The organism is Massilia sp. Masssp93 (assembly GCF_059491295.1).
The window spans coordinates 1,990,821-2,008,240 of sequence record NZ_CP168502.1 but is presented as its reverse complement, the minus strand read 5'-3'; the positions used below and the strand labels follow the sequence as shown (position 1 = coordinate 2,008,240).

General features: G+C 66.8%; 15 protein-coding genes. 7 read left to right on the top strand and 8 right to left on the bottom strand.

All coding sequences use genetic code 11. The annotated features are described in order from the left end of the window. Positions 1-22 precede the first annotated feature (22 nt). The 3 genes from ACEN9Q_RS08380 (at position 23) to ACEN9Q_RS08370 (ending at position 3,833) form a co-directional block, all read left to right on the top strand. A complete protein-coding gene (locus tag ACEN9Q_RS08380) occupies positions 23-1,885 on the top strand; it encodes an amidohydrolase (protein ID WP_495628025.1) in 1,863 nt (620 codons plus the stop codon). 10 nt (positions 1,886-1,895) lie between these two features. Further along, positions 1,896-2,597, top strand: a complete 702-nt coding sequence (locus ACEN9Q_RS08375) for a YoaK family protein (protein ID WP_495628024.1) — start codon at positions 1,896-1,898, stop codon at positions 2,595-2,597. 405 nt (positions 2,598-3,002) lie between these two features. After that, a complete protein-coding gene (locus ACEN9Q_RS08370) occupies positions 3,003-3,833 on the top strand; it encodes an alpha/beta fold hydrolase (RefSeq protein WP_495628929.1) in 831 nt (276 codons plus the stop codon). A 4-nt stretch (positions 3,834-3,837) separates the two neighbouring features. Here ACEN9Q_RS08370 and ACEN9Q_RS08365 read toward each other — a convergent pair whose 3' ends face one another. From ACEN9Q_RS08365 to ACEN9Q_RS08345, 5 genes are all read right to left on the bottom strand, one after another. After that, the gene (locus tag ACEN9Q_RS08365) at positions 3,838-6,111 is read right to left on the bottom strand and encodes an FdhF/YdeP family oxidoreductase (RefSeq protein ID WP_495628023.1); all 2,274 of its coding nucleotides are present in this window, start codon (positions 6,109-6,111) and stop codon (positions 3,838-3,840) included. A gap of 44 nt (positions 6,112-6,155) precedes the next feature. Next, positions 6,156-6,779 carry a response regulator transcription factor gene (locus tag ACEN9Q_RS08360; protein ID WP_495628022.1) on the bottom strand — a complete coding sequence of 208 codons (624 nt, stop codon included), beginning with the start codon at positions 6,777-6,779 and terminating at the stop codon, positions 6,156-6,158. Between the two features lie 68 nt (positions 6,780-6,847). After that, a complete protein-coding gene (locus tag ACEN9Q_RS08355; protein ID WP_495628021.1) occupies positions 6,848-7,237 on the bottom strand; it encodes a response regulator in 390 nt (129 codons plus the stop codon). Continuing rightward, on the bottom strand, positions 7,227-7,508 hold the full coding sequence (locus ACEN9Q_RS08350) for a XapX domain-containing protein (RefSeq protein WP_495628020.1): 282 nt from the start codon (positions 7,506-7,508) through the stop codon (positions 7,227-7,229). The genes ACEN9Q_RS08355 and ACEN9Q_RS08350 overlap by 11 nt, the downstream gene beginning before the upstream one ends. An 89-nt stretch (positions 7,509-7,597) precedes the next feature. Beyond that, a complete protein-coding gene (locus ACEN9Q_RS08345; protein ID WP_495628019.1) occupies positions 7,598-8,284 on the bottom strand; it encodes a hydrolase in 687 nt (228 codons plus the stop codon). 147 nt (positions 8,285-8,431) lie between these two features. On the opposite strand from ACEN9Q_RS08345, the gene ACEN9Q_RS08340 reads away from it, so the two are divergent. Then, complete coding sequence (locus ACEN9Q_RS08340; RefSeq protein WP_495628018.1) at positions 8,432-11,482, top strand: sensor histidine kinase; 3,051 nt, start codon at positions 8,432-8,434, stop codon at positions 11,480-11,482. 87 nt (positions 11,483-11,569) lie between these two features. Then, the gene (locus tag ACEN9Q_RS08335; RefSeq protein WP_056445362.1) at positions 11,570-12,442 is read left to right on the top strand and encodes an AraC family transcriptional regulator; all 873 of its coding nucleotides are present in this window, start codon (positions 11,570-11,572) and stop codon (positions 12,440-12,442) included. Positions 12,443-12,540: 98 nt separating this feature from the next. Here the strand turns inward: ACEN9Q_RS08335 and ACEN9Q_RS08330 are convergent, their stop codons facing one another. Genes ACEN9Q_RS08330 through ACEN9Q_RS08320 form a run of 3 tightly spaced genes read right to left on the bottom strand, consistent with a single transcriptional unit; the run spans position 12,541 to position 14,251 of the window. Then, a complete protein-coding gene (locus ACEN9Q_RS08330) occupies positions 12,541-13,188 on the bottom strand; it encodes a hypothetical protein (protein ID WP_495628017.1) in 648 nt (215 codons plus the stop codon). Positions 13,189-13,230: 42 nt separating this feature from the next. After that, positions 13,231-13,842, bottom strand: a complete 612-nt coding sequence (locus tag ACEN9Q_RS08325; protein ID WP_495628016.1) for a hypothetical protein — start codon at positions 13,840-13,842, stop codon at positions 13,231-13,233. A gap of 1 nt (position 13,843) precedes the next feature. Beyond that, a complete protein-coding gene (locus tag ACEN9Q_RS08320) occupies positions 13,844-14,251 on the bottom strand; it encodes a hypothetical protein (RefSeq protein ID WP_495628015.1) in 408 nt (135 codons plus the stop codon). 557 nt (positions 14,252-14,808) lie between these two features. On the opposite strand from ACEN9Q_RS08320, the gene ppk1 reads away from it, so the two are divergent. Both ppk1 and ACEN9Q_RS08310 read left to right on the top strand, forming a co-directional pair. Beyond that, positions 14,809-16,968, top strand: coding sequence for a polyphosphate kinase 1 (gene ppk1, locus ACEN9Q_RS08315; protein ID WP_495628014.1), 2,160 nt, complete (start codon positions 14,809-14,811; stop codon positions 16,966-16,968). Further along, complete coding sequence (locus ACEN9Q_RS08310) at positions 16,934-17,407, top strand: SixA phosphatase family protein (protein WP_056445353.1); 474 nt, start codon at positions 16,934-16,936, stop codon at positions 17,405-17,407. Before ppk1 ends, ACEN9Q_RS08310 begins: the two co-directional genes overlap by 35 nt. Positions 17,408-17,420: the final 13 nt, after the last annotated feature.

Genomic DNA, 17,420 nt, shown 5'->3' with positions numbered 1-17,420 from the left:
GTCTACACTTCTGGAGAACCCCATGAACACACCCGCCATCGCCGACCTGATCCTCACCAACGGCCGCTTCCACACGCTGGACCGGTCCAAGCCGCAGGCCGACGCGGTCGCCATCGGCGCCGGCCGCTTCATCGCCGTGGGCGCCGCCGCCGACGTGATGCGCCACCGCGGCTCCGCCACCCGCGTCGTCGACCTCGACGGCCATACGGTCATCCCGGGCCTGAACGATTCGCACCTGCACCTGATCCGCGGCGGCCTGAATTACAACCTCGAGCTGCGCTGGGAAGGCGTGCCGTCGCTGGCCGATGCACTGCGCATGTTGAAGGCGCAGGCCGACCGCACGCCGAACCCGCAATGGGTGCGCGTGGTCGGCGGCTGGAACGAATTCCAGTTCGCCGAACGACGCATGCCGACCATCGAGGAACTCAACGCGGCCGCGCCCGACACGCCCGTGTTCGTGCTGCACCTGTACGACCGCGCCCTGCTCAACCGCGCCGCCCTGCGCGCCGTCGGCTACGACAAGACGACGCCGAACCCGCCGGGCGGCGAGATCGTGCGCGATGCCGCCGGCAACCCGACCGGCATGCTGATCGCCCGTCCCAACGCGATGATCCTGTACGCGACGCTGGCCAAGGGCCCGACGCTGCCGCTCGAACAGCAGATCAATTCGACGCGCCACTTCATGCGCGAACTGAACCGCCTGGGCCTGACGAGCGCGATCGACGCGGGCGGCGGTTTCCAGAATTATCCCGAAGACTACCAGGTCGTCGAACAGCTGGCCGCGCAAGACCAGCTGACGATCCGCATCGCCTACAACCTGTTCACCCAGAACAAGGGCCGCGAACTCGACGATTTCAGGAAGTGGACCGAGATGGTCACGCCGGGCCAGGGCACCGACTGGTATCGCCACAACGGCGCCGGCGAGATGCTCGTGTTTTCGGCCGCCGACTTCGAGGACTTCCTGGAACCGCGCCCCGACCTGCCGGCCGGGATGGAAGCGGAGCTGGAACAGGTCGTGCGCCACCTCGTCGCCAGCCGCTGGCCGTTCCGCCTGCACGCGACCTATGACGAATCGATCTCGCGCATGCTCGACGTGTTCGAGAAGGTCGACCGCGAAATCCCGTTCGCGGGCCTGCGCTGGATGTTCGACCACGCCGAGACCATCACCCCGCGCAACATCGAGCGCGTCAAGGCCCTCGGCGGCGGCATCGCGATCCAGCACCGCATGGCGTTCCAGGGCGAGTACTTCGTCGAGCGCTACGGTGCGAAAGCGGCCGAAACGACGCCGCCGATCAAGCGCATGCTGGACGCCGGCGTGCCCGTCGGCGCCGGCACGGACGCGACCCGCGTGGCCAGCTACAACCCGTGGACTGCGCTGTACTGGCTCGTCTCGGGCCGCACCGTCGGCGGCCTGCGCCTGTACGACGCGGGCACGCGCCTCGACCGCCACACGGCGCTGGAACTGTGGACGGCGGGCAGCGCCTGGTTCTCCAGCGAGCAGGGCCACAAGGGCCGCATCCAGGAAGGCATGCTGGCCGACCTGGCCGTGCTGTCGGCCGACTACTTCCGCGTGGACGAGGAATCGATCAAGGCGATCGAATCCGTGCTGACCGTCGTCGGCGGCCGGATCGTGTTCGGCCAGGGGCCGTTCGACAAGCTGGCGCCGCCGGCGCTGCCGGTACTGCCCGAATGGTCGCCCGTCGCCAAGGTGCCGGGCCACTACCGCCCCGCGCAGCAGCCGGCCGCGCCGGCCATGGCCCACCAGTGCCGCGGCGCGTGTTCCGTGCACGCCCATGCGCACGACCGCGCGCGCAAGTCCGATGTGCCGGTGTCGGACTTCACGGCATTCTGGGGCGCGTTCGGCTGCAGCTGCTTCGCGTTCTGAGGAGGCCATCATGTCCATCAAACCGACCGACCTCACGCTCGGCGTCGGGCTCGGCCTGCTGGCCGGCTACATCGACACGTCCGCGTTCGTCGCCCTGTTCGGGCTGTTCACGGCGCACGTGACGGGCAACTTCGTCCTCATCGGCAGCGAGCTCGCGCGGCCGTCGCACGCCGGGGTGCTGATGCTGAAATTCCTCGCGATCCCCGCGTTCGCCGCGGGCGTCGTCGTGGCGCGCCAGATGGACGTACGCTGCGCCCGCCTCGGCCACAACCCGGCGCGCCCGCTGCTGGGCATGCAGCTCGCGCTGCTGGCGCTGTTCATGGCCGCCGGCGGCGCGGCGGCGCCGCTGTCCAATCCGCAAGCGCCGCTGGTCCTCGCGTGCGGCATGCTGGGCGCCGCGGCGATGGGCGTGCAGAACGCGGCCGGCAAGCTGCAGTTCGGCCGCATCGCGCCGACCACGGTCATGACGGGCAACGTGACGGAACTGCTGATCGACATGACGGACCTCGCCAGCGGCCGCGCCACGCCGGCCGTCAAGGCGCGCTTCGTGAAGTTCTTCTGGCCCGTGGTGGCGTTCGCGCTGGGCTGCGTCGCGGGCGGCGCCGCGTACATGACGTTCGGCTTCTGGTGCCTGCTGCCGGCGCTGGCGCTGCTGGCGTTCATGGTGCTGCTGGACTGGCCGGCGCTCGAGCCGGCGCCCGCCGCCGCGTGACCTTGGCATCGACGCGGCGTCACGCGGCGTAACGCGTGGGCGGAGGCCGCCCACCCTACCTCCGGCGGACCCGGCACGGCGCCGGCCGCCGCACGATCCCCGGTAGGGTGGGCACCCCGTGCCCACGCGTGACGTGCGCGTGCGGACGTGCGCGTCCAGGCGGCGTTACGCGTGGGCGGAGGCCGCCCACCCTACCTTCCGGCGAGTGGTTTTTGGCGCGCGCATCAGGCATCGTAACGGTCGAACATCGGTTCACCACAACAACCAGACAACAGGGAAAACGATATGAACGACATCAACGGCAAACGCCGCAACATGCTGGGCGGCGCGGCCGCGCTGCCGCTCGCCGTGCTGGCCACCGGGCCGGCGCATGCCGCCGCGGCACCAAAAGACGGCGCCGCGCGCATGACGACGGACACCGTCCGCACCAAGGACGGCGTCGACATCTTCTACAAGGACTGGGGCAGCGGCACGCCGATCGTGTTCTCGCACGGCTGGCCCCTGAGTTCGGACGACTGGGACTCGCAGATGATGTATTTCGTGCAGCGCGGTTTTCGCGTGATCGCGCACGACCGCCGCGGCCACGGCCGCTCCACCCAGGTGGGCTTCGGGCACGACATGGACCACTATGCCGACGACCTGGCGGCCGTCGTCCGGCACCTCGACCTCAAGGGCGCGATCCACGTCGGCCACTCGACGGGCGGCGGCGAAGTCGTGCGCTACCTGGCCCGCCACGGCCAGGCGCGCGCGGCGAAGGCCGTGCTGATCGCGGCCGTGCCGCCGCTGATGGTGAAGTCGGCAACGAACCCGGGCGGCCTGGCAAAGGACGTGTTCGACGGCATCCAGCAGCAGGTCGCCACGAACCGCGCGCAGTTCTACCGCGACCTGCCGGCCGGTCCGTTCTACGGCTTCAACCGGCCCGGCGTCAAGCCGCAGGAAGGCATCGTCCAGAACTGGTGGCGCCAGGGCATGATGGGCGGCGCCAAGGCCCATTACGACGGCGTCGTCGCGTTCTCGCAGACCGACTTCACGGAAGACCTCAGGAAGATCACCCTGCCCGTCCTCGTGCAGCACGGTGACGACGACCAGATCGTGCCCTACGCCGACGCCGGCGTGCTGTCCGCCAAGCTGCTCGCGCATGGCACGCTGAAAACGTACAAAGGCTTCCCGCACGGGATGCCGACGACGCACGCCGACGTCATCAACGCCGACATCCTCGCCTTCATCAAGGGCTGACGCCTTACCGCGATCCGGCCGCGCGCCGGATCACGATGGGCACCGACTTGTACGACGGCGTGCCGCTCTTCGCATCGCGGTTGGCGAGCGCGATCAGCCCGTTCGCCTCCGGATAATACGCGGCGGCGGCGCCCCGCGCGATGTCGTGCGCCACGGCCACGAAGCCGCGCAGCACGCGCGGTTCCCTGCCCTCGTCGTGCGCCGCGACGGCTTCGATGTCGACGATGTCGCCATGTTCCAGCCCCCGTTCGGCCAGGTCGGCCGCGTTGACGAAGACGACGTCGCGCCGCCCCGTCACGCCCCGATAGCGGTCGTTCTTGCCGTAGATCGTCGTGTTGTACTGGTCATGGCTGCGGACGGTCGCCAGCACGAGGACGCCCTGCGCACCGGGCCGTGCGAGCGGCCGCTGGTCGCGCGCGGCGACGATGAAGTTCGCGCGGCCCGACGCCGTGCGCCACTCGCGCCGGCTCGCCGGCACGTCGAGGCGGAAGCCGCGCGGCTTGCTCACGCGCTCGTTGTAGTCCTTAAAATCGGGGAACACAGCCTCGATCGCGGCGCGGATGCGGCCGTAGTCGGCCACGAATCCCTCCCAGTCGACCTTCGAATCGGGCAGCGTGGCGCGGGCGATGCCGGCGACGATGGCCGGTTCCGATTTCAGCCCGGGCGACGCGGGCGGCAGACTGCCGCGCGATGCGTGCACCATCGACATCGAATCCTCGACCGTGACCGATTGCGGCCCGCCGGCCTGCACGTCCAGCTCCGTGCGGCCCAGGCAGGGCAGCAGGTAGGTGTGCTTGCCGACGAGGAGGTGCGAGCGATTCAGCTTGGTGGCGATGTGCACGGACAGGTCCAGCTTGCGCATCGCGTCGAAGCACGCCTGCGGATCTGGCATCGCCACGGGCAGGTTGCCGCCCAGGCAGACGAGCGCGCGCGAGCGCCCGTCGCGCATCGCTTCCAGCGCTTCCACGGCCGCATGGCCCTTGGCGCGCGGCGGCGCGAAGCCGAACACGCGCTGCAGGCTGTCGAGGAATGCGGCGCCCGGGATTTCCGTGATGCCGACCGTGCGGTCGCCCTGCACGTTCGAGTGGCCGCGCAGCGGACAGATGCCGGCGCCCTCGCGGCCGATATTCCCGCGCAGCAGCAGGAGATTCGCGAGCTGCTGCACGTTCGACGTGCCGTGGCGGTGCTGCGTGATGCCCATGCCGTAGCAGATGATGACGCGTTCGGCCCGCGCATACACGTCCGCCGCCGCCTCGATGTCGGCGCGCGACAGGCCCGCCACGCCCTCGATCTCGTCCCAGGAAAGCGCGGCCAGGTCGGCCGCGAGGGCGTCGAAGCCGGCCGTGTGGTCGCGGATGAAGTCGCGGTCGACGGCATCGCGCGCGAGCAGCGCCTTCATCATGCCCTGCACCACGGCCGCGTCGCCGCCCACCTTGACCTGGTAGTACGACGTCGCGATGGCGACAGCCTTCCCGACCGTCATCTCGACGGGACTCTGGGGCGACTTGAAGCGTTCCAGGCTCCGTTCCTTGAGGGGGTTGAACACGACGATGGGCACGTCGCGCAGGCGCGCCTCGCGCAACGTCGCCAGCATGCGCGGGTGGTTCGTGCCGGGGTTGTGGCCGAACGAGAAGATGGCGTCGCAGTGGTCGAAGTCTTCCAGCGTGACGGTGCCCTTGCCGACGCCGATCGATTCCGGCAGGCCGACGCTGGTCGCCTCGTGGCACATGTTCGAACAGTCGGGGAAGTTGTTCGTGCCGAACTCGCGCACGAACAGCTGGTACAGGAATGCCGCTTCGTTGGACGTGCGCCCGGACGCGTAGAACTCGGCCATGTCAGGATCGGGCAGGCGGCGCAGGTGCGCGCCGATCTCGGCGAACGCCTGGTCCCACGCGATGGGCAGGTAGCGGTCCGACGCCGCGTCGTACTTCATCGGGTGCGTGAGTCGTCCTTCCCATTCGAGGGCGAAGTCCTCCCGGCCGAACAATTCGGTCACCGTGTGCTGTGCGAAGAACGCGGGCGTGACGCGCTTGTGCGTCGCTTCCCACGACACGGCCTTGGCGCCGTTCTCGCAGAATTCGAACGACGAGCCCTGGCGCGGATCGGGCCAGGCGCAGCCCGGGCAATCGAAGCCCTCCGGCTGGTTCACCTGCAGCAGGATCGTCGTGTCCTTCGCGGTCATCTCGCCGCGGATCGCCTTCGCCACGGCCTGCAGCGCGCCCCAACCGCCGGCCGGGCCGCCGTATTCGCCGACGCCCGGCACGTCCTTCTTTCCCATGCAATCCTCCGAACGTAAATCGTGGAAGCGCATTGTACGGGGTCTCAGCGGCTGCGCGAACTCTCGATGCCGAGCTTCTCGGCCATGCGCACCAGCTCGGCCAGGGTGCGCGTCTCCATCTTCTGCATCAGGTTGCGCTTGTGGACCTTGGCCATGATCTCGCTGATGCCCATCGCGTCGGCGATCTGCTTGTTGAGCAGGCCGCCGATGGCGAGCCCGAACACTTCGCGCTCGCGCGGCGTGAGCCGGGCATGGCGCCGGGCCAGCTCGTCGGCCTCGCGCCGCTGCGCGATGCGGCCCGCGTCGCTGTCCAGCGCTTGTCCGACGGCGGCCAGCAGCGCGTCCGGGTCGACGGGCTTGGTGAGGAATTCGTCGGCGCCGGCCTTCATGGCGGCGACGGAGAGCGGAATCGTGCCGTGGCCGGTCAGGAAGATCACCGGCAGCGCCAGGTGGCGTTCGGCCATGTGCTGCAGCACGCTCATGCCGTCCAGCCGCGGCATCTGCATGTCGAGGATCAGGCAGGATGGTGCCGATGGCGCGGGCTGCGCGAGGAAGTCGGCCGCGTCGGCGAACGCGCGCACGGCATAGCCTTCCGCTTCGAGCAGGTGTGCGAGACCCAGGCGCACGCCAGCGTCGTCGTCCACCACCATCACCATCCCCTCGCTCATGCCTGCCTCCGTGTCGTACGCAGACGCCAGCATAGCGGAAATCGCCGGCCCGTGTGGAAGCGCGGGCGTCAACGGATCGGGTCCGGCGCCGCCGGAATCGCATCGATCAGCGCCAGCAGGCAGTCGGCGTCGACGGGCTTGTGCAGCAGCGCCAGCGCGCCCGCGCCGGCGGCGCGCGCCGCGAGCGCGGGGTCGATGTCGCCGGTGATGAAGATGACGGGCAGGCGCGGCGCCAGCGCGCACAGGCAGTCGCGCAGCGCGAAGCCGTCCGGCTCGCCGATGTGGATGTCGAGGACGGCGCAACGGGCGTGCACGGCATCGAAGCCGTCCAGCACCGCGGCCGCGCCGGGAAAGCCGCGCGCCGCATAGCCGGCCGCATGCAGCAGCGCGACCATGCCGGCGCGGACAGTGGCGTCGTCGTCCACCACGAGCACGGTCTGGCCGGAGTCAAGCGGCACGGTCGTTCCCGGCCGTGCCCTCCGCCTGCGCCTGCGGGGCCGGCGGCTGGATGCCGCTGATCCGCGTCACGCACTCGGCGCGGAACCAGGACACGGTCACGGGCTCGCCGGTCATCAGGCGCTTGGCGATGGGTACGGCCTGCTCGCCGACGAGCATGCCGAACAGGCCGATCAGGGCGATGGCCGGCGGCGCTGGCGAGCGCACCTGCAGCAATGCGTAGATGCAGCCGACCAGCAGGCCGGCGCCCAGGGATACCAGATAGAACTTCATGCTTTCCCCTGTCGATGGAAGGGAGCGGCCCCGCGCGGATCTGGCGGGGCCGCGGATGCGCGCACGGGGGATCGCCCCGGCGCGCGTGATCAGCGTGCCGGTGCCGGCGCGAGCGTCTCGTGGCTGGTCGTGCCGCGCTGCGGCGCCTTGTGCACCATCGTGTAGGCGTAGTCGATGCCCATGCCGTACGCGCCCGAGTGCTCCTTGGCGATGCCGACGACGGCGTCGTACGTGTCCTTGTGCGCCCAGTCGCGCTGCCACTCGAGCAGCACCTGCTGCCACGTCACCGGCACGACGCCGGCCTGGATCATGCGCTGCATGGCGTAGTCGTGGGCTTCCTTCGACGTGCCGCCCGACGCGTCGGCCACCATGTAGATCTCGTAGCCGCCTTCCAGCATCGCGCACAGGGCGAACGTGGTGTTGCAGACTTCCGTCCACAGGCCGGCGACGACGACCTTCTTGCGGCCATTGGCGGCCAGCGCGTCGCGCACTTTCTGGTCGTCCCACGAGTTCATCGACGTGCGCTCGAGGATGGGCTGGTTCGGGAAGACGTCCAGCAGTTCCGGGTAGGTATAGCCCGAGAAGCCTTGTGTCTCGACGGTGGTGATGGTCGCCGGGATGTTGAACGCGGCGGCGGCCTTGGCCAGCCCCACGGTGTTGTTCTTCAGGACCTGGCGGTCGATCGACTGCACGCCGAAGGCCATCTGCGGCTGGTGATCGATGAAGATGATCTGGCTGTTCTGCGGCGTCAGCACTTCGAGTTTTGGATTGCTCATGGGATGATCCTCTGCGGGGAATGGTGGGTGGACGGTGATGCACCGGCAAGCCATGGTAGTCCCGTACCCCTCGTGTCGCCAGTATCCGTTCGTATAGGCGCGGGGCAGCGCCTGCAGCGCGGGGCGTCCTGCTTTACAATCCAACCAATGTTCCGCTTCCCGTTCCGTTTTTCGTTCCGCCCTGCGTCCCGTTGTGCGCTCGCCCTCGCCGGCGTCCTCGGCTGCGGCAGCGCGCAGGCCCTCGATCCGGCGCTGTCCATCGCCCAGCTGCACCACGACGCCTGGACGAGCAAGGACGGCATGCCGGGCGACGTGTGGGAAATGACGCAGGACACGGGCGGCTTCATGTGGTTCGCCACGCCGTCCGGGCTGTACCGCTTCGACGGCGTGCGCTTCGAGCGCATCCACGCGCTGGGCGGCACGCCCCTGCTGTCGAACGCGGTGGCGACGGTGCGCGCGTTCCCCGACGGTGCGCTGTGGATCGGCTACCGCTTCGCGGGCATTTCCGTGTACCGCGCCGGCCGCTTGCGCCATTACACCGCGGCGGACGGCATCGATCCGGAAGGCGTCGGTTCCATCGTGGCGGACGAGCGCGGGCGCACGTGGGCGTCGACGACCAAGGGATTGTTCGTGCTGGACGGCGCGCGCTGGCACAGGATCGGTGCGGACCAGGGCCTGCCCGGCATGCCGGAAGGACTGCGGCGCGATCCGGCCGGACGCCTGTGGGTGCACACGGAGACCGCGCTGTATTATCGCGATCCCGGCACCGACCGCTTCGTGCCGGCCGGCCTCAGGGGCCAGCGCTTCGACGTCATGGCCGCGCCCGACGGCCGTCTGTGGCTGTGGTACATGGACCATGTCGAGCGCCTGCCGGCGCGGCTGGCCACGCCGCCGCGGCCGCGCGACTGGTGGACGACGTCGTATTCGCTGGACGCCGTCTTCGACCGCGACGGCAACCTGTGGTCCGCCGACTGCGACCAGGTGTGCCGCCTGGCGCCGCGGACGCTCGCCCACCTCGACGCCTGGCACCACGCCACCGATCCGGCCGACCGGCCGCCGCCCGGTGCCACGACCGGCAAACCGATCTCGGTGTTCGAAGACCGCGAAGGCAACATCTGGGTCGGCACGCAGCGCGGCGTCGACCGGTTCCGCCGGAACCGCGTCGTGTCCATGGGGCTCCCGGTCGGCAGCTACAGCGTCTCGTTCGCGCTGGACGATACGGGCCGCCTGTGGACGCGCGCCCAGAACCCGCGCGGGATGGGCCTGTGGACCCTGGGCCCGGACGGCCCGGAGGCACAGCCCGAGACCGACGTCAATTCGCTCGCGACCGCGGCCGACGGCGCCCTGCTGCTCGGCCGCGCCGGCTACATCGAGCGGCGCAAGGACGGCGCCCGCACCCGCATCCCGTTTCCGGACGACGTGCCGCAGACCGCCATGAATCCCGGCGTGCGCACGATGCTGGACGACGGCACCGGCCTGTGGACCGGCTTCGCCTACAGCCGGCTGTACCGCTGGACCGGCGGCCGCTGGCATCCCGCGCACGAATACGGCCTGCCCGACACGCCGCCCGTCTGCATGGCGCGCGGCGCGGACGGCACGGCGTGGTTCGGCTACCGCGACAGCACGGTACTGGCCCTGCGCGACGGGAAGGTCAGCCGCTACGGCCTCGCCCAGGGCCTCGACGCCGGCGTCGTCGGCAACGTGGTCGACGCCGGCGGCGTGGTGCTGGCCGGCGGCGACAAAGGGCTGTTCATGCTGGCCGGCGGCCGGTTCCGGCCCGTGCGCCTGGCCGACCCGCAAGCCGGCGCCGGCATCACCGGCATGCTGCTGGATGCAAGCGGCGACCTGTGGCTGAACGGGAACCTGGGCCTCGTGCGCATTCCCGCCGCGCGCTGGCGCGCCTTCCTCGCCGCCCCGGACGGCACGATCGGCGGCTACGACCTGTTCGACGCCCTCGACGGCTATCCCGGCGTCGTCCAGCTGCGCCCCGGCCAATCGAGCCTGCTGGCCACGCCCGACGGCCGCCTGTGGCTGCACGGCAGCGACGGTGCCGCCTGGATCGATCCGGCCCGGCTGCCGCGCAACCGGCTGGCACCGCCCGTGCACATCGTGAGCCTTGACGCGAACGGCCGCAGCCTGGGTGCAGGCAAGGCCGTCGAACTCCCGGCCGGCACGCAGGACCTGCAGATCGCCTACACGGCGCCCAGCTTCACGATGCCGGAGCGGGTCCGCTTCCGCTACCGCCTGGAGGGCGTGGACGACGGCTGGCGCGACGCCGGCACGCGCCGCACCGCGTATTACACGCGCCTGGGCCCGGGCCGCTACCGCTTTCTCGTGAGCGCCGCCAACGAGGACGGCGTGTGGAATCCGGCGGGGGCGGCGCTCGACGTCGCGATCGCGCCGACCTTCGTGCAGAGCGCGCCGTTCAAGGCGCTGTGCGGCGTGGCGTTCGTGCTGGCGGCCTGGCTGCTGTACCGCCTGCGCCTGCGCCGCGCCACCCTGCAACTGCGCCGCCTGCTGCAGGAGCGCGCGGGCGAGCGCGAACGGATCGCGCGCACCCTGCACGACACGCTGATGCAATCGGTGCAAGCGCTGCTGATGCTGTTCGAGCACGCGCGCGGCCGCCTGCCGCAGGACTGTCCCGACCTGCCGCTGATCGACCGCACGCTGGACCAGGCGCGGCACGCATTGCGCGAAGGCCGCGACGAACTGACGGCGCTGCGCGGCGCGGCGGCGCCGGCGCAGGACCTGGTCGGCGCGCTCGTCCCGCTGGGCCACATCCTCGGCGAGCAGTTCGGCGTCACCTTTTCCGTGCGCGTGGACGGCCAGCGCCGCACCCTGTGCCGCGACGTCGCCCAGGAAGCCTGTTTCATCGCGCGCGAAGCGCTGCAGAACGCCTTCCGCCATGCGCGCGCCGCGCAGGTGACGCTGGCGGTGACGTTCGGCGAACAGGCGTTCGAGCTCACGGTGCGCGACGACGGCCGCGGCATCGGCGAGGCCGCGCGTCCCGGCCACTGGGGCCTCGCGGGCATGCGCGAGCGCGCGGCGGCCATCGGCGCGCGGCTCGACATCGGTTCCGCGCCAGGTGGCGGCACGCTCGTCGCGCTCGCGGTGCCGGCCGGCCAGGCGTACGAACGCCCGGCGCGGCAACCGTGGTGGCGCCGCGGCGCGCGCGGCGTCCCGGCGGGCCAGCCATAGCCCATACATATGTGTCTTTGGCGGCGGCGATCATGTTACGATCGTCGTTGCGTGAAGACGCACGCCTCACTACCAGCGAACGACACCATGATGACTCTCCACGACCTCCGCCACCTCGCCATGCGCCACGCCGGCACGGGCCCGGACTGCGCCGTGCCCGGCCTGCGGGTGCGCGCCGTCACGGCGCCGACCGCCCCGATGAGCGGCATCGAGGAGCCGATGTTCGCCCTGATCCTGCAGGGCCGCAAGCGCTCGACGATAGCCGGCCGCACCTACGAATACGGCCCGGGCGACTGCGTGATCGTGTCGCTGTCGATGCCGTCGACGGGCCAGGTGATCCACGCCAGCGAGGACGAACCGTACCTGGGCGTCGCGCTCACCTTGCGCCCGGCCGAGATCGCGGGCCTGATCGTCGAGGCGGAAGCCGACGCGGCGCCGGACGCCGTGCCGATGGCCGTGCACGCGGCGTCAATCCAGCTGCTGGACGCCGTCGGCCGCCTCGTCACCCTGCTCGACCACCCGGACGACGTGCGCATCCTGCGTCCGCTGCTGGAAAAGGAAATCTTGTGGCGCCTGCTCTCCGGCCCGCACGGCCCGATGCTGCGCGAAGTCGGCCTGGCCGACAGCCGCGCGTCGCGCATCGGCCGCGCGATCCGCTGGCTGCAGCAGCACTACGCGGAACCCGTGTCGACCCAGCAGCTGGAAGCCGTGAGCGGCATGAGCGCGTCGACGCTGTTCCGCCACTTCAAGGAATTTACCTCGTTGAGCCCCCTGCAATACCAGAAGCAGATCCGCCTGCACGAGGCGCGTGCGCGGCTGGCCGCGAGCAGCCGCGACGTGGCGGCCGTGGCGTACCAGGTCGGCTACGAGAGCCCGTCGCAGTTTACGCGCGAGTACAGCCGCATGTTCGGAAGGCCGCCCAGGGATGATCTGAGGCGGGTCAGGGAGCCGGTGGTATAGTCGTTTAATTTTACGACGCTACCGAACTGATTCTTGGGTTTTCTTTACTCTTATCTTTCCAAAAATATTTTGAAAATTATTTTCTCTGATGCTTCGTATCAGTTAAATAATGCGTCAAGCTTTCTAAAGACTGCTTCCTTTGTTTTCGGATCGTCGCTGTGTAGGTCCTTATAGAAATCTGAATATTCGCTTTTTCCGACTGACTCCTTGGTCGCACCATAACATTCCAGAAGCTTATCTACAGCATGTACGCGTGCAAGCTGCTCTGCTTCCGTCCGAACCATGCCTTGGAGGCCAGCATTAAGTTCAGTCGTTAAATTATCTGCCGGGACGTAATATACCGCTTTTTCTCGCAAACGACAGTCCGGATCGGCAAAAAAGCGGATAAAAACGGACAGACGGCTTTCGTTGCGCTGAACTTTGTAGATATTCCACGCTGCCGCTATTTGCGTCTCTCCAGTCAACGTGTTTTCTGCCAACAGACGTCTAACAGACTCAATGGCACGAGTGAAATCAGCTCTAAACAGTCCATTAACGTTTTCTTCAGTTCCGCCTTTCTCGACAAGTTTTAAAAAAAATCGAACGCACGCGCCCTCTCTTCTTCGACCATAGAAGCAAAGTAGGATTCGCTTAGCCCATCCCGTCGCTCTTTGTTGTGCATCAAAAAGAAATCCAAGAAATTTTGAAATGCGTTCATCGGAGAGCTCTGCATTTACTCCGGGCGCCTTTTTGAAAAATAATTGCATTGAAAGCCGTTGCGCTCATTAAAGCCAACCCTGTTAAACCCATCATGCTTTTCGCAACAAATCGTCTCGAAATTTTTCTGTTTCAGAAATAGCTCGCAATTTGATACGCACATCTTCGCTCCGCAATTCATCCAATAATCGATTGTATATCCTTTTCTCCGCATCGTTTGCCGCGGGTATCTTCATGGCATCCAAAAAATAAATACTTGCGCTGGCCACTGCATCTGCATCGACTTCCGTCAGGATAACTTCTTTAAAAAACGAAATGGTTTCTGCATTCGTCGGCGTGCAATCAATCGCATCTATCACGCGAGCTTTTAACCTAACATCGTAGCACGCGTAGTCCTCAATCATATGTTTTTGATAAAGTAAGTCCCCAGAATACTTAGTCATCACTTTCTGAAGCATATAAGCACTTCCATAACTGCGACCACGCAGTTCTTTCTCCTTTTCTTTTGCGACTGTTAAAGCCCTTTCTGCGTCGAGACGAAAAAGCCAGTCAGCGGACCACGGAAGCTCATCTGTTAGCAACTTAAAAACGCATTCCCTCTCTCGATCTTCCAGCCCAATAAACACATCCGGGCTATAGCCATCAGCCTTTTCGCTCCCGGTCATGTCGTGTTGCCTCATAAATTCCTCAAATGCGGCGGTCATATTATTTTTCCTTGAAAAGCTCTTTCGCGATTTCACTATCTGGCGCAATTTTCATTGTTTTCATTACGTTACCATCAGCGTCCATTGCAAAAATATTCATAAAGCTAACTTTGCGCTGCCGTACAAGTGTTGTCCATTCACTCCCCCTCCAAGTATCGCCTCCTCTTGGAAATTTCTTGATATTCTGTATGACATCAATTTCCCCTGTTGCCTCTTTTGCATACTCAACTGAGACGGCACCCCACAAGTCCCAACCATAAGGCCCCATATCTTTCCCGTCCCACGAAAATATATTATTTAGGTCACCCCATTCATCGATTACTTTCCCGCCAGGAGTTTGCTCCAGGATTATTTTCCCTCGTTCTTTTGCAATTTTCTTGGCGAGATCTTTATCTCCCGACCAAAACATTTTTTCTTTTTCAGTTGAGGCAGAAGAACATTGTCGCCTAACGGCGTATCTAATTTCAGAAGGCGGTCTTGTTGACCGAGCAGCGCTTGATTAGCCATTGGAAGGGTTGCCTTATCTCTATACAATCGTCAAGAGAAGACCGCAAACAACGGAATAAAACAGAGCCAGCGCACTCCGCCGCAATGCAAACCCGATCGTTTCGTGCCCGTCGACGGGGGCAGCTCCTGAAACGTCGTCGTCTGGCTTGCATGGGAAAGTGGCAGGGAAGCAGCAAACAGCTCGTTATCGTGACAGAACGGTTGTGATTACCATTGAGAAACAACAGGAAACGGCAGCGGCCTCGCGCGAGCGCTGGCTTGCGAACCGCCGAGTGGCGATTCGCGGTCGTGGCAATGAACGGCCGGCCTGCGCCGCCCGCCAGTCCGAGCGGTTTATGACAGGACTTTATCCAAAATGCATTTCGGTAACATTGCGCGCCCCGAAAACCCGTTCTCTGTCACAATCTCGTCATAATCGGCTTCTACACTCTGTTGCCACGAGTGAAATTTTTCCGAAAAATGGATATGAAGTTGAAGACGGACGAGGCCCTTGCCGCGCTTCCGGCCGATAGCCCGCAGCTGTTCCTCAACCGGGAACTGTCCCTGCTCGAGTTCAACCGCCGCGTGCTCGAACAGGCCGAGGATGCGTCCGTCCCCCTGCTCGAACGCCTGCGCTTCCTCACCATCGTCTCGAGCAACCTCGACGAATTCTTCGAGGTGCGCGTCGCGAGCCTGCTGGCGCAGCACCAGGCCCATGGCGGGCCCGATCCCGGGCAGGCCGACCTGGAAGGCGCCAGCGAGGAATGCCGCCAGATCATCGGGCGCCAGTATGCGCTGCTCAACGCCCAGATTTTGCCGCAGCTGTCCGCCAACGGCATCCACCTGCTGCGCCGCTCGGACCGCAACGCGGCGCAGAAGGCCTGGGTCAAGCAGTACTTCGACAAGGAGGTGCGGCCCCTGCTCACGCCGGTCGGCCTCGATCCGGCGCATCCGTTCCCGCGCGTAATCAACAAGAGCCTGAATTTCATCATCGAGCTGGCCGGGAAGGATGCGTTCGGGCGCGGCTCGGGCATCGCGATCATGAAGGCCCCGCGCGTGCTGCCGCGGCTCATCCGCCTGCCGGACGAGCTGTCGGACAAGCCGGGGGCGTCGTACTGCCTGCTGACGTCCGTCATCCAGGCGCATATGGCGGACCTGTTCACGGGGCGCGAGGTCGTGTCGTACTCGCAGTTCCGCGTCACCCGCAACAGCGACCTGTGGGTGGACGAGGAAGAGGTCAAGAACCTGCGCCAGGCGCTGCAGAGCGAACTCCATAGCCGCAACTACGGCTTCGCCGTGCGGCTGGAAGTGGCGCGCGGCTGTCCCAAGCACCTCGCCGACTTCCTGCTCGACCAGTTCTCGATCGACCGCTCGCGCCTGTTCACCGTCGACGGGCCCGTCAACATGGGACGCCTGCTGGAGATCGTCAACAGCAATGCGCGTCCGGACCTGAAATTCGCGCCCTATCTGCCGGGCTTCCCGGCCAAGCTCGTGAACGCGCACGACACGTTCGCCGTGCTGCGCAAGCAGGACGTGCTGCTGCACCATCCGTACCAGTCGTTCCAGCCCGTGATCGACTTCGTGCGCTGCGCCGCGACCGATCCGAACGTCGTCGCGATCAAGCAGACGATCTACCGCGCGGGTTCGAATTCGGAGCTGATGGATTCCCTGATCAACGCGGCCCTGCGCGGCAAGGAAGTCACCGTCATCGTCGAACTGATGGCGCGCTTCGACGAAGAGGCGAACATCAACTGGGCCGAGCGGCTGGAGGAAGCCGGCGCCCAGGTCGTGTACGGCGTCGTGGGCCTCAAGACGCACGCGAAGATGGCGCTCGTGCTGCGCCGCGAGCCGGACGGCCTGCGCCGCTACGCCCACCTCGGCACCGGCAACTACAACCCGACGACTGCCCGCTTCTACACGGACTTCGGCCTGCTCACGGCGGACGAGGAGATCACGGCCGACGTCAACGAAGTGTTCATCCACCTCACGAGCCTGACGCGGCCGACGCAGCTGGCGGCCATGTGGCTGGCGCCGTTCACGCTGCAGAAGGAGATCGTGAAGGCGATCCGCCAGGAAGCCGCGATCGCGCGCGAAGGCAAGCCGGCGCGCATCATCGCCAAGATGAATTCACTGACCGACGAATCCGTGATCCGCGCGCTGTACGAAGCGTCCGGCGACGGCGTGCGCATCGACCTGATCGTGCGCGGCGCGTGCTCGCTGCGGCCCGGCGTGCCGGGGCTGTCGGACAACATCCGCGTGCGGTCCATCGTCGGCCGCTTCCTCGAGCACACGCGCATCTACTACTTCCGCAACAATCTCAAGAACGACGTCTACCTCGGCAGCGCCGACTGGATGAACCGCAACCTGTTCCGCCGCGTCGAAGTCGCGTTCCCCATCCGCTCGCCCGCGCTGAAAAAACGCGTGTTGCGCGAGGGCCTGCAGGTCTATTTGAAGGACAACGTCAACGCCTGGGAACTGGGCAGCGACGGCCGCTCGCGGCGCCGCAAGGCGCGCGGGAGCCAGTCGGCCTTCGGCGCCCAGCAGTTCCTGATGGACACGCTGGGCGCACAGAGCAGCGCCCACGCGCACAACAAGGAGAACGACCATGGAACTGATCCTGTGGCGCCACGCCGAGGCTGAGCCGCACGCGGCGGACCGCGCCGGCGACCAGTTGCGCGAGCTGACGGCAAAGGGCGCGCGCCACGCCTCGCGCATGGGCGCGTGGCTCGACCGCCAGCTGCCCTCGCACTGCCGCATCCTCTCCAGCCCGGCCGCGCGCTGCGTGCAGACGGCGCAGGCGCTGGGCCGCAAATTCACGACCGCGGAAGCGCTGAATACGGATTCGACGGCGGAACGCATCCTGGAAGCGGCCGGCTGGCCGGCCAACCGCCATACCGTCGTCGTCGTCGGGCACCAGCCGGTGCTCGGCCACGTGGCGTCGCTGATCTTTTCCGGGACGGCGCAGGACTGGAAGATCCGCAAGGCCAGCGTGTTCTGGATCGCCAGCAAGGGCGACGACGACCCGGCGCCGTTCGTGCGCCTGGCGGTCGGCCCGGACATCGTGGGCAAGCTGCGCTGACGCCCGGCGCCCC